Source organism: Paraburkholderia sp. RL17-368-BIF-A, assembly GCF_046054045.1.
GTDB classification, from domain to species: Bacteria; Pseudomonadota; Gammaproteobacteria; order Burkholderiales; family Burkholderiaceae; genus Paraburkholderia; species Paraburkholderia graminis.
Genome location: NZ_JARESN010000016.1, coordinates 121,438 through 136,231 on the forward strand (window position 1 = coordinate 121,438; position 14,794 = coordinate 136,231).

13 protein-coding genes are annotated in these 14,794 nt (G+C 62.5%); 4 read left to right on the forward strand and 9 right to left on the reverse strand.

Going from position 1 to position 14,794, the window contains the following annotated elements:
• The first annotated feature begins 20 nt into the window (after positions 1 to 20).
• Positions 21 to 2,354: a bifunctional diguanylate cyclase/phosphodiesterase gene (locus P0D87_RS24650; RefSeq protein WP_053859492.1), complete on the forward strand. Its 2,334-nt coding sequence runs from the start codon at positions 21 to 23 to the stop codon at positions 2,352 to 2,354.
• A gap of 33 nt (positions 2,355 to 2,387) precedes the next feature.
• Here the strand turns inward: P0D87_RS24650 and hpaI are convergent, their stop codons facing one another.
• The 7 genes from hpaI to P0D87_RS24685 are packed head-to-tail and all read right to left on the reverse strand — an operon-like array spanning position 2,388 to position 8,417.
• On the reverse strand, positions 2,388 to 3,191 hold the full coding sequence (gene hpaI, locus P0D87_RS24655) for a 4-hydroxy-2-oxoheptanedioate aldolase (protein WP_053859491.1): 804 nt from the start codon (positions 3,189 to 3,191) through the stop codon (positions 2,388 to 2,390).
• A gap of 8 nt (positions 3,192 to 3,199) precedes the next feature.
• Positions 3,200 to 4,003: a 2-oxo-hept-4-ene-1,7-dioate hydratase gene (hpaH, locus tag P0D87_RS24660; protein ID WP_053859490.1), complete on the reverse strand. Its 804-nt coding sequence runs from the start codon at positions 4,001 to 4,003 to the stop codon at positions 3,200 to 3,202.
• Between the two features lie 39 nt (positions 4,004 to 4,042).
• Positions 4,043 to 4,444 (reverse strand): 5-carboxymethyl-2-hydroxymuconate Delta-isomerase, encoded by a 402-nt coding sequence (locus P0D87_RS24665; RefSeq protein WP_053859489.1) that lies wholly within the window; start codon positions 4,442 to 4,444, stop codon positions 4,043 to 4,045.
• Positions 4,445 to 4,465: 21 nt separating this feature from the next.
• Positions 4,466 to 5,329, reverse strand: coding sequence for a 3,4-dihydroxyphenylacetate 2,3-dioxygenase (gene hpaD, locus P0D87_RS24670; protein ID WP_053859488.1), 864 nt, complete (start codon positions 5,327 to 5,329; stop codon positions 4,466 to 4,468).
• A gap of 60 nt (positions 5,330 to 5,389) precedes the next feature.
• Positions 5,390 to 6,847, reverse strand: a complete 1,458-nt coding sequence (hpaE, locus tag P0D87_RS24675) for a 5-carboxymethyl-2-hydroxymuconate semialdehyde dehydrogenase (RefSeq protein WP_053859487.1) — start codon at positions 6,845 to 6,847, stop codon at positions 5,390 to 5,392.
• 29 nt (positions 6,848 to 6,876) lie between these two features.
• Complete coding sequence (locus P0D87_RS24680; protein WP_053859486.1) at positions 6,877 to 7,635, reverse strand: fumarylacetoacetate hydrolase family protein; 759 nt, start codon at positions 7,633 to 7,635, stop codon at positions 6,877 to 6,879.
• Entirely contained in the window at positions 7,632 to 8,417 is a 786-nt protein-coding gene (locus P0D87_RS24685; protein WP_053859485.1) for a fumarylacetoacetate hydrolase family protein, read from the reverse strand. Before P0D87_RS24685 ends, P0D87_RS24680 begins: the two co-directional genes overlap by 4 nt.
• Positions 8,418 to 8,609: 192 nt before the next feature.
• Here P0D87_RS24685 and hpaR point away from each other — a divergent pair, with 192 nt between their 5' ends.
• Together hpaR and P0D87_RS24695 are read left to right on the forward strand one after the other, a co-directional pair.
• Positions 8,610 to 9,017, forward strand: a complete 408-nt coding sequence (gene hpaR, locus P0D87_RS24690) for a homoprotocatechuate degradation operon regulator HpaR (protein WP_006049320.1) — start codon at positions 8,610 to 8,612, stop codon at positions 9,015 to 9,017.
• The gene (locus tag P0D87_RS24695) at positions 9,014 to 10,039 is read left to right on the forward strand and encodes a hypothetical protein (RefSeq protein ID WP_053859484.1); all 1,026 of its coding nucleotides are present in this window, start codon (positions 9,014 to 9,016) and stop codon (positions 10,037 to 10,039) included. The genes hpaR and P0D87_RS24695 overlap by 4 nt, the downstream gene beginning before the upstream one ends.
• Positions 10,040 to 10,065: 26 nt before the next feature.
• Here the strand turns inward: P0D87_RS24695 and P0D87_RS24700 are convergent, their stop codons facing one another.
• Positions 10,066 to 11,475, reverse strand: coding sequence for an MFS transporter (locus tag P0D87_RS24700; protein ID WP_006049322.1), 1,410 nt, complete (start codon positions 11,473 to 11,475; stop codon positions 10,066 to 10,068).
• 322 nt (positions 11,476 to 11,797) lie between these two features.
• On the opposite strand from P0D87_RS24700, the gene P0D87_RS24705 reads away from it, so the two are divergent.
• On the forward strand, positions 11,798 to 13,321 hold the full coding sequence (locus P0D87_RS24705; protein WP_053859483.1) for a CoA-acylating methylmalonate-semialdehyde dehydrogenase: 1,524 nt from the start codon (positions 11,798 to 11,800) through the stop codon (positions 13,319 to 13,321).
• 122 nt (positions 13,322 to 13,443) lie between these two features.
• Here the strand turns inward: P0D87_RS24705 and P0D87_RS24710 are convergent, their stop codons facing one another.
• Complete coding sequence (locus P0D87_RS24710; protein ID WP_006049324.1) at positions 13,444 to 14,784, reverse strand: MFS transporter; 1,341 nt, start codon at positions 14,782 to 14,784, stop codon at positions 13,444 to 13,446.
• Positions 14,785 to 14,794: the final 10 nt, after the last annotated feature.

A 14,794-nucleotide genomic window follows, 5' to 3' on the forward strand; every position in this document is an offset into this window, starting at 1 on the left:
CCCGCCTGCTAGCCCTTCCTATGCTCCTGACCTCGCCGCAGCACTCCGCCGATGCCGGCCTGCGCCAGCGCTTTCACCAGCGCTCGCTTGAACATCAGCGCCCGCTTTCGACGGTGACGATGGCGTTCACAGTCGTCGCGTTCCTCTGTCTGGTGGCGGCGCGCGGCCTCGTCGCCGGGCCCGCCGAGCCGCTCGCGTACCGGCTCGGCTGCGCGCTCGTGCTGGCTTTGCTGGTGCTGGCCATTCCGCTCGCGAAATCGACGTGGACGTTCGGCGCGATCGGCGTGGCCTTCTCGCTGACGCTCGTCGCCGGTCTCGCGCTGAACGTGGCGGGCGTGCAGCAGCCGTTGCTATGGACCTTGCCGGCGATGGTCGTGATCCCGGTTTGCGCCGCGCCGCTGTGGCTGACGCCGACGCATTTCGTGGTCGGCAGCGCGCTTTTCTATGCGGCGGCGATCGGCTTGCTGCCCGCCGCGCCGCACACGGCCGATGTCGACGTGGTCGTGTGGATGTGGATCGCCGCGATCGGCATGCCTACCGCCGTCGTCTTTCATTTCGGTTTTTACGGGTTCCGGCGCAATCACTTTCTGCTCGAGGACCAGCTCGCGCAACTGGCCGCGACCGATCCGCTGACCGGCCTGCAAAACCGCCGTGCGTTTGTCGCGCAGGCGGAGCGGCGCCTCGCCGAACTCGCGCGGGGCGGCGAGGCCAGCGCGATTTTTCTCGACATCGACAATTTCAAGTCGCTCAACGACCGGTTCGGTCATGCGGTGGGCGACCTCGCGTTGCGCCAGGTCGCCCAGGTTCTGCTCGAGCAAACCACGCGCGGCGACAGTGTGAGCCGGATCGGCGGCGAGGAATTCGCGGTGCTGTCCTGCGATGGACTTGCCGGCGCGCTGCGCCTTGCCGAGCGGCTGCGCGGTGCGATTGCCGCGCTCGAACGCCCGGACGGTCATCTGACCGCGAGCTTCGGCGTGGCCGAGCATCGCGGCGACGAAAACATCATGGTCCTGCTGGATCGCGCCGACGAAGCCCTGCTACGCGCGAAGCAGTCGGGCAGGAACCGCGTATGCGCGGAGCGGCCGGTGCCGGATGCGCCGCTGCAACTGCTGATCGAGGACGCCTGCGGCACAGCGGGCGCGGCCGGCTCGCGGCATAAATGGGAAGACTATTACCTGACCTCGCACTTTCAGCCGCTCTTCAGTTTGTCGCATCAGAAGCAGGTCGGCTTCGAGGCGCTGTTGCGCGGCGAACTCGACGACGGCACCTTGCTGCCGCCCGCGGTGCTGTTCGCGCGCAAGCCCGCCAACGACGAAGGGGTGCTCGACCGCGCGAGTCATGCCGTGCATCTGGCGAACGCGCGCGCGTCGCTGCCCTCGGACGGCTGGCTTTTCCTCAACATTCTGCCGGCCACTTTCGTCGCCGAGGGCTATGCCGATGAACTCACCGGGATCGTGCGCAGAGTGGGGCTCGCGCCGGAGCAGGTGATCCTCGAGATTCTGGAATCGCACGGCGGCAGCGTCGACGAAATGTCGCGCGCGGCGGCGTTGTACCGCGAGCACGGCTTCCTGATTGCCGTCGACGATTTCGGCGCCGGTCAATCGAACCTCGACCGGCTGCTGCGCATCCGTCCGGACATCGTCAAGCTCGACGGCGAACTGATACGCGCGACCGGGCACGGCACCGAGCAGCCGATCTTGCCGAAGCTGGTGTCGCTGCTGCATCAGGCGGGCATGCTAGTCGTGGTGGAGGGCGTGGAGACGACCGAGGAACTGATACTCGCGGTCGAATCGAATGTGGACTTCGCGCAAGGTTATCTGCTCGGGCGGCCTGCGCCGGAGATCGCGCCGCCAGGCTCGGTGCATCTGCGAATCGACGATGCTTTCGATGTCATCGCGCAAGGCCGCGCACATCAGCATGCGTTGTTCGAGTCTGTGGTGGAGCCGTATCGCCTCGCGCTGCGCGAGGCTGCGGACGCGCTGCACGCGGGGGCCGCGATGGGGCGCGCGTTCGCTGCACTTGCGTCGTTCGAGCGTTGCGTGAGCTGCTTTGTTCTCGACGATTCGGGTCGACAGGTCGGCCCGGAAGTGCCGGGGCCGGCGTGGAGCATGGAAGGGGCGTCGCTGCATCCGGTGGCCAATCCGCGCGATGCGCGGTGGGATCATCGGCCGTATTATCGCAATGCCGTGCTGCTGCCGGGCGTGGCGATTGCCAGTAATCCTTATCTTTCGCTCGCGAGTGGACGGCCCTGTATTGCAGTGACGCTTGCGGCGCAGTTCGCGGATGAGCGCTCGGTGATCGGGGTGGAGTTGGATTGGTCGGCGCAAGGGTTGCCCTGGCCGGCGGGGGAGTGAGGGGCGTTTGGATCGTCGGCCGCTCGCTCGCTTTTAGTACCCGCCTTTCACGGCCGCATCCGTCTGAGCTTGGCCTTTATACGACGCGGCCAGATCCGCCGCCGCGCGGCTCAACAACCCCGTATCCGTTCCAACCGCGACAAACGTAGCGCCTGCCGCAAGATACTCGTCGGCGATCGCGCGATCCGGCGCGAGCACCCCGGCAGCCTTGCCCGCATTCCGCACGGTTTGTATGCCGCCGCGAATCGCTTCGCGCACGCTTCTATCGCCGGGTTGTCCGAGCAGGCCCATCGACGCGCTCAGATCCGAAGGACCGAAAAAAACGCCGTCGACGCCGTCGACCGCTGCAATCGCCGGCAGATTGTCCATGCCTTGCACGGTCTCCACTTGCACGATCACGCACAGTTCGTCGGCGGCGCGGTTCAGGTAATCGGGCACGCGGTTCCAGCGCGACGCGCGCGCCAATGCGCTGCCCACGCCGCGAATGCCGTGCGGCGGATAGCGCGTGGCCGCGACGGCATCGGCGGCCTGTTCGGCGGTGTCGATCATCGGCAGAAGCAAAGTCTGCGCGCCGATGTCGAGCAACTGCTTGATCAACGCACTGTCGCTGCGCACCGGCCGCACGACCGGATGCGATGCGTACGCGGCCACCGCCTGCAATTGCGCGAGCGTGCTGCGCACGTCGTTCGGCGCGTGTTCGTTGTCGATCAGCAGCCAGTCGAACCCGGCGGTGGCGAGCAACTCGGTCACGTAGGCATCGGCGAGCGCGGCCCACAAGCCGAATTGCGGCGTGCCTTCGCGCAGCGCGCGCTTGAATGTGTTTTGCGGCAAGGACATGTGCGCACTCAAATGAAGTTCAAACCAATTCCGCCGAGCGGACCATAGTCGACGTGAAAGGTGTCGCCCGCCTTCGCGGCGATCGGGCTCGTGAACGAGCCGCTCAGAATCACGTCGTTCGCGTTGAGCATTTCGTCGTACGGAGCAATCTTGTTCGCGAGCCACGCGACGCCCGTCGCCGGATGATTGAGCACTGCGGCCGCGAGTCCGCTTTCTTCGACAGCGCCGTTTTTATACAGCAGTGCGCCGACCCAGCGAAGATCGACATCGAGCGGACGCACCGGACGCCCGCCGAGCACGATGCCCGCATTGGCCGCGAAGTCGGAAATCGTGTCGTACACCTTGCGCGGCGCGCGCGTGTCGCGGTCGAACTGCTCGATGCGCGCGTCGATGATTTCAACGGCGGGCGTGACGTACGCGGTGGCGTCGAGTACATCGAATAGCGTGATGCCGGGGCCCTTGAGCGGCTTGCTCAACACGAACGCCAGTTCCACTTCGACACGCGGTGCAATGAAGCGATCCGCCCGAATGTACTGGCCGTTTTCGATAAACATGCTGTCGAGCAGTGGCGCGTAATCGGGTTCGTCGATCTGCGATGAACGCTGCATTGCGCGCGACGTGAGGCCGATCTTGCGTCCTTTGATCACATGGCCTTCGGCGAGCTTGAGCTTCACCCATTCGCGCTGAATCGCGTAACCGTCTTCGACCGTCATCTGCGGATACGCCGCGGAAAAGTGGCGCAATTGCGTGCGAGTCTTCTCCGCGTGATCGAGTTGCGCCGCGAGTTCGCGAATAGTTTGTTGGTCTAGCATGATGGTTCTCTATTGAGCCGCTATGAGTGTGCCGGCTCGCTACTGCGCTTTGAGCCGCGCATGCAGGTTGTTGTGTTTCCACGTGCCGGCTTCGCTGAATTCGTTGATTTCCAGCGACAACGCAAGCCCGCTCTTTTCAAACTCATTGGCGAAGTGCTGCTTGATCGTTTCGAACAACGCATCGCCGGTTGCTTTTTTTATCGCGTCGGAGCGGCCTGCGGCAATCTTCAGGTTCGCGTGTAGGAACGCTGCATCCGCGCGTCCATCGGCAATGCAATAGTGCTCGCAACGCAGCGCGCGCACGCGAATGCCGCCGATTGGATAAACGCTCTTCTCCTGGTCGCGCTGCTTGGCGAGGCATTCAGCGAGCGTATTGCATAAGCGGCTAATACTTTCTCCATCGGCGAGATTAGCGCTGTATTCCAGTGTCAGATGCGGCACGATAACTCCTCCGTTTTCGATTCAGGCGGGCAGCGGCGTGACCGGAAAGATCGCATTGATCTGCCCGGTTCCCGAACTGCCGAAATACGGCGTAATCACTTCCACCTTGCCGTCATAGCGGTCCCAGCCTAGCGCGCCAAGCAGCATTGCCGTGTCGTGCATGCCGCCTTCGCCCCAGCATTTTTCGTTGTAGAGCGGCAGCATGTCGCAAAAGGTTTTCCAGTCACCGGCTTGCCAGAGTTCGACAACCCGGCGGTCCATCTGTTCGAGAAAGGGACTCCACACTTTGTGCATGAACTGCTCGGCGGTGCCGTTGTCCGCAAAGTGATGACTCAGCGACCCGCTCGCGAGAATCGCAACCGTGCCGTCATAGCGTTCTTCGATTGCCTTGCGTACCGCGAGCCCGAAGCGCGCACTCGTATCCAATTGATGCCACATGCACCAGCCGGCGACCGACACGGTTTTGAAATGCTGATCGCTGTTCATGTAGCGCATCGGCACCAACGTGCCGTATTCGAGTTCAAGCGTGGTCTCGCTATGCGCGCGGCTTTTCACGCCTATTTCATTCGCGGCTTCGGCGATCAGATTGCCGAGTTCCACATTGCCGGGATACGCATACGGCATGTTCTTGATGAAATGCGGCAGTTCGTTGCTCGTGTAGACGCCTTGGAATTTCGGCGCGCAATTGATGTGGTACTCGCTATTGACGAGCCAATGCACGTCGAACACGACAATCGTATCCACGCCCAATTCGCGGCAACGCCGGCCGATTTCATGATGGCCGTCGATGGCGGGCTGACGGCAACCTTTATGCGGACCGTCGAGTTCGGACAGATATAACGACGGCACGTGTGTCACTTTTGCTGCCAGCGCGAGCTTACCCATCGCGGTCTCCTCTTCTGTGCCGCGAGACCTTGCGGGCCTCGCGTGAAATTGTCCGGCGTGTCAGACGCCCCAGCGCGGAATGTGATGCGAGCCGAGCGACACGCATACGTTCTTCGGTTCGAGGAATACTTCGTAGCTCCATGTGCCGCCTTCGCGTCCCACACCTGACGCCTTCGTGCCGCCGAACGGTTGCCGCAAATCGCGCACGTTCTGGCTGTTGACGAAGCACATGCCGGCTTCGACGGCAGCCGCGACGCGATGCGCGCGCCCGGTGTTTTCGGTCCAGATGTAGCTCGAGAGGCCGTACGAGATGTCGTTCGCGAGCCGGATCGCGTCGGCTTCGTCGTCGAATGGAATCAGGCACGCGACCGGCCCGAAGATCTCTTCCTGCGCAATGCGCATGCGATTGTCGACATCGACGAAAACCGTGGGCATCACGAAGTTGCCTTTGCGCATGGCCTCGGGCAAATCAGGCGTATCGAGGCCGCCGCACGCCAGCGTCGCGCCTTCTTTCGGGCCGAGTTCGATATAGCTGCGCACTTTGGCCAGATGCCCCTGGCTGATCATCGGCCCAATGATCGTGCTGTCGGCAAGCGGATCGCCTACCGTGAGGCGCTTCGCGCGCTCGATAAAGCGCTCCGCAAATTTCGCGTAAATCGACTTCTGCACGAGAATGCGCGAGCCCGCAGTGCAGCGCTCGCCGTTGTTCGAGAAGATCATGAAAATAGCGGCGTCGAGCGCGCGTTCGAAATCGGCGTCGTCGAAAATAACGAATGGCGATTTGCCGCCGAGTTCCATCGAGAACTTCTTGAGCCCCGCGGTCTGCACGATCCGGTTACCTGTCGCGGTCGATCCGGTGAACGACACTGCGTGCACGTCCGGATGCGCGACGAGCGGCTCGCCGGTTTCCTTGCCGAAGCCGTGCACGACGTTCAGCACGCCGGCCGGAATGCCGGCTTCCAGCGCGAGATTGCCGAGCATCGACGCGGTCAGCGGCGACAACTCGCTCATCTTCAGAACCGCCGTATTGCCGAACGCAAGGCACGGCGCGACTTTCCACGTGGCTGTCATGAACGGCACATTCCACGGCGAAATCAGCGCGCACACACCGACTGGATGGAACAGCGTGTAATTCAGATGCGTGTCGGTCGGATAGGTATGACCGTCGACGCGCGTGCACATCTCGGCGAAATAGCTGAAGTTGTCCGCCGCGCGCGGCACGAGTTGCTTGCGCGTTTGCGAAATCGTCTGGCCTGTATCGTTTGTTTCGGCTTCCGAAATATCCGGTACGTTCTTCGCGATCAACTCGCCGAGCTTGCGGATCAGTTTCGCGCGTTCGGCGGCGGGCTTGCTCGCCCATGCGGGAAAGGCTTCTTTTGCGGCTCGCACGGCGGCATGCACTTCTTCTTCGCCGCCGCGCGCCACTTCGGCGAGTACTTCCTGCGTCGCCGGGTTGACCGTTTCAAAGTAGTCTTTCGCGCCGGCTGTCTTGCCGTCGATCAGATGTTCGATTCGCATTGCGTTGTCCCTATTCTTTATGCTGCCGATCACGCGCGGCCAAAATCGGCATCGGATGCAATCGTGTTGACGAGGCGGCCCAGACCGTCGATCTCGCACACCACTTCGTCGCCGGCATTCACATTGACGATGCCTTCCGGTGTGCCGGTCAGAATCACGTCGCCCGGCGCGAGCGTCATGAAGCCGCTGAGGTATTCGATCAGCGCGGGAATGTCGGTCACGAGATCGCGCGTGTTGCCGCGTTGTTGCAGCGTGCCGTTGACGAACGTGCGCAACTCCAGTTGCGTGACGTCGTCGATATCGGCGGCGTCGACGAACCATGGGCCGAGTATCGTCGCGCCGTCGCGATTCTTTACGCGCAGGTTGGGGCGATAATAGTTTTCGAGGTAGTCGCGGATCGCGTAGTCGTTGGCGATCATGTAGCCGGCCACGTGCTGCATCGCATGTTCGCGTTGTACGTTGCGCGCGGTTTGCCCGATCACCACAGCGAGTTCGCACTCGTAGTGCATGAAGGCCACGTCGGCGGGGCGGCGAGTGAAGCCGCGATGACCGAGCACCGTGCCCGGCCCCTTCAGGAATACCAGCGGCTCTTCCTGCTTGTTGAACTGCAATTCTTTCGCATGCTCGGCGTAGTTCAGTCCGAGCGCGAAGAGCGTGCCGACTTCGACAGGCGCGAGCCAGACGACCTGCTCTTCGGCGCATATACGTCCGTCCGCAAGCTGCACGCCTCGCGCGTGCGGATACGCTTCGTGAATTGCGCCTGCATAGGCCACGCGGCCGCGCATCATGACTGTTCTCCGTCGTGTTGAGTTGCGCCGACAAACGAGACGTGAAGCGGCGGCAGCGCGCCGATTGACAGCATCGCCTCGTCGCCGCGATGCGCGACGGGCGAGCCGTGCCGCACACCTGTCGTGATGACGTCGCCTGGCGCGAGCGTCATGAAGTCGGTGACATCTGCGAGCAATTGCGCCACATTGCGCACCGACGACGCCGTGCTCGCCGTGAACAGATGCGCACCGTTGAGCGCAACCGTAATGGCGAGTTCGTCGGGATTCGCAACGTGCCGCGCTGCAACGAGCGCCGGTCCGATCACGCAAAAACCGTCGCGCGCCCGGAATCGCACCGACGGCCGATATACGCTCGCATGCGGTACGCTGAGATCGGCCACGAGCGTGTAGCCCGCGATATAGTCGAACGCGCGCTCGGCGCTGACGCGCGTGGCAGTGCGCCCGATCACGATGCCAAGCGATGCGCCTAACTCAACGCCGAGCGCGACGCCCAACTCATCGTCCGGCACGATGACTTTCGCCCGATGCCCCGCGTGCGTATTGCGCGGCTTCAGATAAAGAACCGGCGCTTTCGGCGGCGCCTTGTACGGCGCGGCATGCATCGCATCGCCGAGCGCATCGAGCGCGGCACGGTCGTTGAGCAACGTGCCGTAGACCGCGCCGCTCACAGGCGGCCGGCACGCCATGCCGCGCGCGAGCAGCGCCGCCGCGGTTTGCGCATCGACATCGCGAGGCAACGCGTCGCCTTCCGGGTGCAACAGATAATCGGCAAGTGCAAACATGAACTGGCTAGGCCTCTGAATGGAGACTCGACATAAACACTAACATGTTAGTAGTATTGCGCTTGATATGATCCGGGGTCAATAGCCAGTCGGCTGATCGCGGGTTTTCCCTTAAGTTTCGACGGCTGCTTTCATTCATCGCCCACTATGTCTTCGTCTGCTTCCACACGAGTTTTGCACCGCAACCTGCCGATGCTGCTGCTGCGCGCCAGGGAAAAAATGATGGAGCGCTTTCGTCCGTTGATCACGGCGCACGGGTTGACCGAGCAGCAATGGCGCGTGATTCGCGCGCTCAATGAGCACGGCCCGATGGAGCCGCGTCATATCTCCGACATCTGCACGATCTCGAGCCCGAGCATGGCGGGCGTACTCGCGCGCATGGAGAGCATGGAGTTGATAACGAAAGAGCGTTTCGCGGAAGATCAGCGCCGCGTGCTGGTTTCGCTCACTGATACGAGCGTCGAACTCGTGCGTGTGATCTCGAAGGAACTGGAGGCGCAATACCGCGAGTTGGAGCGCAAGGTGGGACCGGAGATTGTCGAACGGGTCTATCGCGCCGTCGACGATCTGCTTGCGGGTCTCGAGGAAGAAGACGAATGAAGGCCATATTTCTGCATACCGGCTGGCGCAGCGGCGGCACCTGGGTGTGGTCCCGTCTTCGCGCGCTCAACGGCGCGACGGGATATTACGAGCCGCTTAGCAACGTGCTCGCCGATCTGAGTCTCGCCGACGTGTCCGCGAGCCGCCCGACGCTGACGTCGGGACATCCGCCGCTCGATGCGCCGTATTTCGACGAATACCGGCCGTTCCTGCAGGAAGGCGTGCGCGGTGTGAGCGGATACCGGAGAACATTCGGCATAGACCGTTTCGGCGATGTTCCGGACGCCGAATTCCCCGCGCTGGCGGCGTATTTGCGCAGCCTTTGCGAGTACGCGCAAAAGCAGAGCAGTGTGCCGGTGTTCAAGCTCTGTCGCTCGTCGGGAAGATTGCCGTGGCTCAGACAGGCGTTTCCGGATGCGATGCACGTCGGCGTGCTGCGCAATCCCGCGTCGCAGTTTGCTTCGGGCTGGCTGCTGAATCAGCAGTGGCGCAATCCGTTTTTTGTGGCCGCGCCGTTTCGCGTACTCGGATTGAATCGCGCGGAACCGTTGGTCAAACAGATCATCGACTTGTGCGACGTTAAATTGCCGCCCGCTGTGCCCGCTTCCGACGACGCCTACGCAATCGCGTGCGAACACTATGCACGCAGCGCGGAAGGCAATAACGCGTATCGCGCGTTTGTCGCGCTGTGGGTGCTTTGCGCGTGCCGAATGGGACAAGGCGTCGACCTGCTCGTCGACATGGATCTTCTCGGGCAGTCGCGCGATCATGCGGCCGGTTTGCAAGCCGGCTTTGAAGCGCAAAGCGGCCTGTCACCGGACTTCAGCAGCGCGCGTGATCTCGTGGAAGAAACGCGCCGCAGCGCAGCGCGTATCGGCGGAATAGACGGCGGCGCGATGCGCGTGGTTTATTCGGCGGCGCTCAAATTCCTGAAGGCGCAAAGCGGCATCGACGCGGCGTTTATCGAACGCGTCCGCGAGAAGATGGTCCTCGCGAACGAACTGACTGCGCAGTGGCGCTGAGCCGCAATACGCGATGCTGCCGAGTGCTATGAAGCAACGGCCTTTTTCGACTCAGCCAATGTTTCGGCTCTCAACTGGTCATAGCTCGTCTTGTCCAGCGGCACTGCGCCGGGTTGGCCGAGATCGCTCAATCTGACGCGGTAGTTCTCGCGCGCGCTCCACGCGGTCACTGCCGCGATGATCGTTATGCCGAAGGTGATCGCGCCGATCGTGACCGGAACGTTGTGCGATCCCGGCGGCGCGACATAAGCGAACAACGCGGGCAGCAATGCGGTAATCGTGGTGCCGATGTTCTGTCCGATCGCCATCGCGGAGACGCGCGAGCGCGTCGGAAAAAGCTCGGGATAGAAGCTCGGGAAAGTCGCGTTATAGCCCTGGTAGACCACGCCCCACATGAGGATCGACATCACCATCGCGAGCGCGACGTTATGAATGCTGATCGCGTACAGGTAGCCGAACGAGAGCAGCCCCGCGCCGAGCGCGCCGACGATGATCGGCAGACGCCGGCCGATCCGGTCCGACAGATTGCCCACAAATGGAATCACGAGCACGGCGACAATATTGCCGATCACGGGTATCCACAGGTACACGCTCTTCGAAAAGCCAATGCCGTACGCGGCCTGCACCGCATACGCCGCGCCAAAAATCGTCGCGACGACGGGAATCACATTCATCAGCGAGCAGCCGACCACGCGCAGCATGTCCTGCCAGTTATAGCGGAACGCTTCCGCAATCGGCGACTTCGGCACGCCGCCGCTCGCGTCTTCTTTCGCGAAAGCGGGTGTTTCTTCGACCTCGCGACGGATGATGTAGCCGGCCACCAGCACGAGCGCGCTAAGCAGAAACGGAATGCGCCAGCCCCACGAATTGAACGAGCTTTCTTCCATGTAATAGGCGAGCGGCAGGAACACGGCGGCCGCAAGAATCTGTCCGGCCTGCACGCCTTGCAGCGTGAAGCTCGCGTAATAGCCGCGTCGTCCGAATGGCGCATGTTCGAGAATCATCGAACTCGCGCCCGAGATTTCTCCGGCCACCGCGAAGCCTTGAATCAAACGAAGCACGACGAGCAGCGTCGGCGCGAGCAGCCCGACATGGTGATAAGTAGGCAGCAGGCCGACTGCCATCGTCGAAAAGCCCATCAGGAACATGCAGAGCAGCAGCACGTTCTTGCGGCCGTGCGTGTCGCCCCAATGGCCGAGTACGAATGCGCCGATTGGCCGCGCGACGTAACCGACGCCATACGTCGCGAGCGACGCGACGATCGCGATCTTTGGATTACCGGATGGAAAGAACAACTGCGGGAAGATGAGCGCCGCTGCCTGCGCGTAGATGAAGAAATCGTAGTACTCGAGTGCCGAGCCGATCCAGCCGCTGGCCGTTGCCTTGCCAGCCTGCCCGCGATGCTTGCGGCCACTCGCCGATGCGTTCGTTGCCATGTCGCGCCTCCTCACCGAAATGCGTGACCTGTCGTGCGGTTTTGTGATTTGGCGTCCGGCTCACGAACTATGCAAGCCAGGACTTACACGGCGATGCAGCGCGTATGTAGCGGGATGCTGCAACGCGTCACACGTCCGCACATCCCCTGCATAGTCCCGTCTATCCAATACAGTTGCGGCGCAAAAAACAATACAGTGAGGCGCGGTTCTGTTTTGCTGTATAGGGAATTACCCGCTTCACGTCGATACAGTTGGCGGGTCTCGAATCCGCCTGCTTGCCCGGTTCACACACCGCGGCCCCTTCCCGAACGTGAGGTACGACATGAACGCAGTAAACGAGCAAGACCGGCTGTCAGTGCAGCAGATCGGTCACTACATCGGCGGCGCGCTGGTTGCGCCCGGCAGCGGCCGTTTCAAGGACGTATTCAATCCCGCGACCGGCAAGGTGACGGGCTCGGTCGCGCTTGCATCGGTCGAGGAAGTGGATGCCGCGGTTAAATCGGCCAAGGCGGCGTTTGCGGCATGGAGCGAAACCGCGCCGCTCAAGCGCGCACGCATTCTGTTCAGGTTCAAGGAACTGCTCAACAGACATCACGACGAACTCGCGATGCTCATCACGCGCGAGCACGGCAAGGTGTTCACGGACGCGCAAGGCGAAGTGGTGCGCGGCATCGAAGTCGTCGAATTCGCGTGCGGCATTCCGAACCTGTTGAAGACCGATTTCACGGATCAGATCGGCGGCGGCATCGACAACTGGAATTTGCGTCAGCCGCTCGGCGTCGTGGCCGGCATCACGCCGTTCAATTTTCCTGTGATGGTGCCGATGTGGATGTTCCCGGTCGCGCTCGCTTGCGGCAACACATTCGTGCTGAAGCCGTCCGAGCGCGATCCGTCGGCGTCGTTGCGCATTGCCGAGTTGTTGAAGGAAGCCGGCTTGCCCGATGGCGTATTCAATGTGGTGAACGGCGACAAGGTCGCCGTCGACGCATTGATCGAGCACCCCGACGTGGCGGCGCTGTCTTTTGTGGGCTCGACACCGATTGCGGAATACATCCACGGCGAAGCATCGAAGCGCGGCAAGCGCGTGCAGGCTCTCGGCGGCGCGAAGAATCACCTCGTCGTGATGCCCGACGCAGATCTCGATCAGGCCGTCGATGCGCTCATCGGCGCGGCCTATGGCTCGGCCGGCGAACGCTGCATGGCGATTTCAGTGGCGGTGGCCGTGGGCAATGTCGCCGACAGGCTGATCGAAAAGCTCGTGCCGCGCGTGAAGTCGCTCGTCATCAAGAACGGTGAGAACCTCGACGCCGAAATGGGCCCGCTCGTGACCGCCGAGCACAAGGCGAAAGTGGCGGGCTATATCGCATCCGGCGTGGAAGAGGGCGCTACGCTGATCGTCGATGGCCGCACGCATGCGGTCGCGAAAGAAGAGGGCTTCTTCATCGGCGGAACGTTGTTCGACAACGTCGGCACGCAAATGAAGATCTATAAGGAAGAGATCTTCGGCCCGGTGCTGGCGGTAGTACGTGTGCCCGATTTCGCGAGTGCGGTCGAACTGATCAACGCACATGAATTCGGCAACGGCGTGTCGCTCTTCACGTCCGACGGCGGCGTCGCGCGCGCGTTCGGCCGGCAGATTCAGGTCGGCATGGTCGGCATCAACGTGCCCATTCCGGTGCCGATGGCATGGCATTCGTTTGGCGGCTGGAAGCGGTCGCTGTTCGGCGATCACCATGCGTACGGCGAAGAGGGCGTGCGCTTCTATACGCGCTACAAGAGCATCATGCAGCGTTGGCCCGACAGCATCGCGAAGGGCGCGGAATTCACGATGCCTGTTGCGAAGTAGTTCGCGGTAGAAGCACGAAGCGCGACAAGCGAAACAAGCGCAACAAGCCTAATAAAAAAGCCGCGGCTCAAACTCGAGCCGCGGCTTTTTTCATGGCCTTTTCACATTTCACACTTCACACTTCACACACCCGACGACGACTCTTCTTCCGCCTCATCAAGCACCGCATTTTGCACGGCGATGGCGGGACTCACATAAGGCGGCGCCTGGCGCGGCTCGTCGATGCTGTAGCGAAGGCGCCCCGCGTCGAAAAACACGCGCAGACTGCGGTATCGGACGAGATACATGAGGCCCACCAGCGCGGCCGCGAAGCCCGACGCCGCGCCGACGCCGAGCGCCCAGCGCGGGCCGAAACGATCCGCGACCCAGCCGACGACGGGCGCGCCAAGCGGCGTGCCGCCCAGCGCGATAGCGAGCAGAATCGCGATCACGCGGCCGCGCATCGCAGGTTCCGTGGAGAGTTGCACGAGGCTGTTGGTGGACGTATTGAAGGTTTGCGTCGACACGCCGATGAACGCGAGCGCAATGCCGAATAGCACATAGTTCGGCATCAACGAAGCGACCGTGCAGCCCACGCCGAAGATCGCCGCCGCGCCCAGCAGCAACGCCATGCGCGGTTGCGCGCGGCGCGCGGCCAGCAGCGCGCCGGTGACGGAGCCCACCGCCATCGTCGAACTGAGCACGCCGTATTCGCCGGCGCCCGCATGAAATGCGCTGACCGACATCGTCGAAATGAAGATCGGGAAGTTGAGTCCGAACGTGCCGATCAGGAACTGCATTAAAAGCGCGGCCTTCAGATCGGGGCGCTTCCACACATATTTAAAGCCTTCCACGAAGCTGCCGCGCGAGCGAACCGCGAGCGGCTTCGCATGCAGCTCGCGTACGCGCAGCATGCGCAATGCGCCGAGCACGGCAATGAAAGAGAGCGAGTTGATCAGAAACACCCAACCCGTTCCGACCGATGCAATCAGCAAGCCGGCCACTGCCGGCCCGATCATTCGCGCCGCATTGAACGAGGTCGAATTGAGCGCGACCGCATTCGACAGATCGCTTTCGCCGACGAGATCGGACACGAAGGTTTGGCGCGCGGGCGAATCGAACGCGGTCACGCAGCCGAGCAGTCCCGCGAAAACGTAGACCTGCCACAGTTGCACGAGGCCCGTGATGGTCAGCAGGCCGAGGCCGAGCGCGAGACTGCCCATCGCTGCCTGCGTGAAGAACAGCAGCTTGCGGCGGTCGAAGTGATCCGCCGCGTAGCCGGTGAGCGGCAACAGCAGCATTTGCGGTCCGAACTGCAGCGACATCACGATACCCACGGACGTCGCATTGTGCTGCGTGAGTTCCGTGAGCACGAGCCAGTCCTGCGCCGTGCGCTGCATCCATGTGCCGACGTTCGACACGATCGCGCCGCTCGCCCACATCCGGTAATTGAAGTTGCGCAGCGAACGGAATGTGCTGCTCACTGCGGCTCCT

Excerpts from the sequence above, each read along its gene's own strand:
- P0D87_RS24685 (WP_053859485.1), bottom strand. The coding sequence starts at position 8,417 with ATGTTTGCACTTGCCGATTATCTGTTGCACCCGGAAGGCGACGCGTTG.
- hpaD (WP_053859488.1), bottom strand. The coding sequence starts at position 5,329 with ATGGGTAAGCTCGCGCTGGCAGCAAAAGTGACACACGTGCCGTCGTTA.
- P0D87_RS24705 (WP_053859483.1), top strand. The coding sequence starts at position 11,798 with ATGAACGCAGTAAACGAGCAAGACCGGCTGTCAGTGCAGCAGATCGGT.
- hpaI (WP_053859491.1), bottom strand. The coding sequence starts at position 3,191 with ATGTCCTTGCCGCAAAACACATTCAAGCGCGCGCTGCGCGAAGGCACG.
- hpaR (WP_006049320.1), top strand. The coding sequence starts at position 8,610 with ATGCTGCTGCTGCGCGCCAGGGAAAAAATGATGGAGCGCTTTCGTCCG.
- P0D87_RS24695 (WP_053859484.1), top strand. The coding sequence starts at position 9,014 with ATGAAGGCCATATTTCTGCATACCGGCTGGCGCAGCGGCGGCACCTGG.
- P0D87_RS24700 (WP_006049322.1), bottom strand. The coding sequence starts at position 11,475 with ATGGCAACGAACGCATCGGCGAGTGGCCGCAAGCATCGCGGGCAGGCT.
- hpaE (WP_053859487.1), bottom strand. The coding sequence starts at position 6,847 with ATGCGAATCGAACATCTGATCGACGGCAAGACAGCCGGCGCGAAAGAC.
- hpaH (WP_053859490.1), bottom strand. The coding sequence starts at position 4,003 with ATGCTAGACCAACAAACTATTCGCGAACTCGCGGCGCAACTCGATCAC.
- P0D87_RS24650 (WP_053859492.1), top strand. The coding sequence starts at position 21 with ATGCTCCTGACCTCGCCGCAGCACTCCGCCGATGCCGGCCTGCGCCAG.
- P0D87_RS24680 (WP_053859486.1), bottom strand. The coding sequence starts at position 7,635 with ATGATGCGCGGCCGCGTGGCCTATGCAGGCGCAATTCACGAAGCGTAT.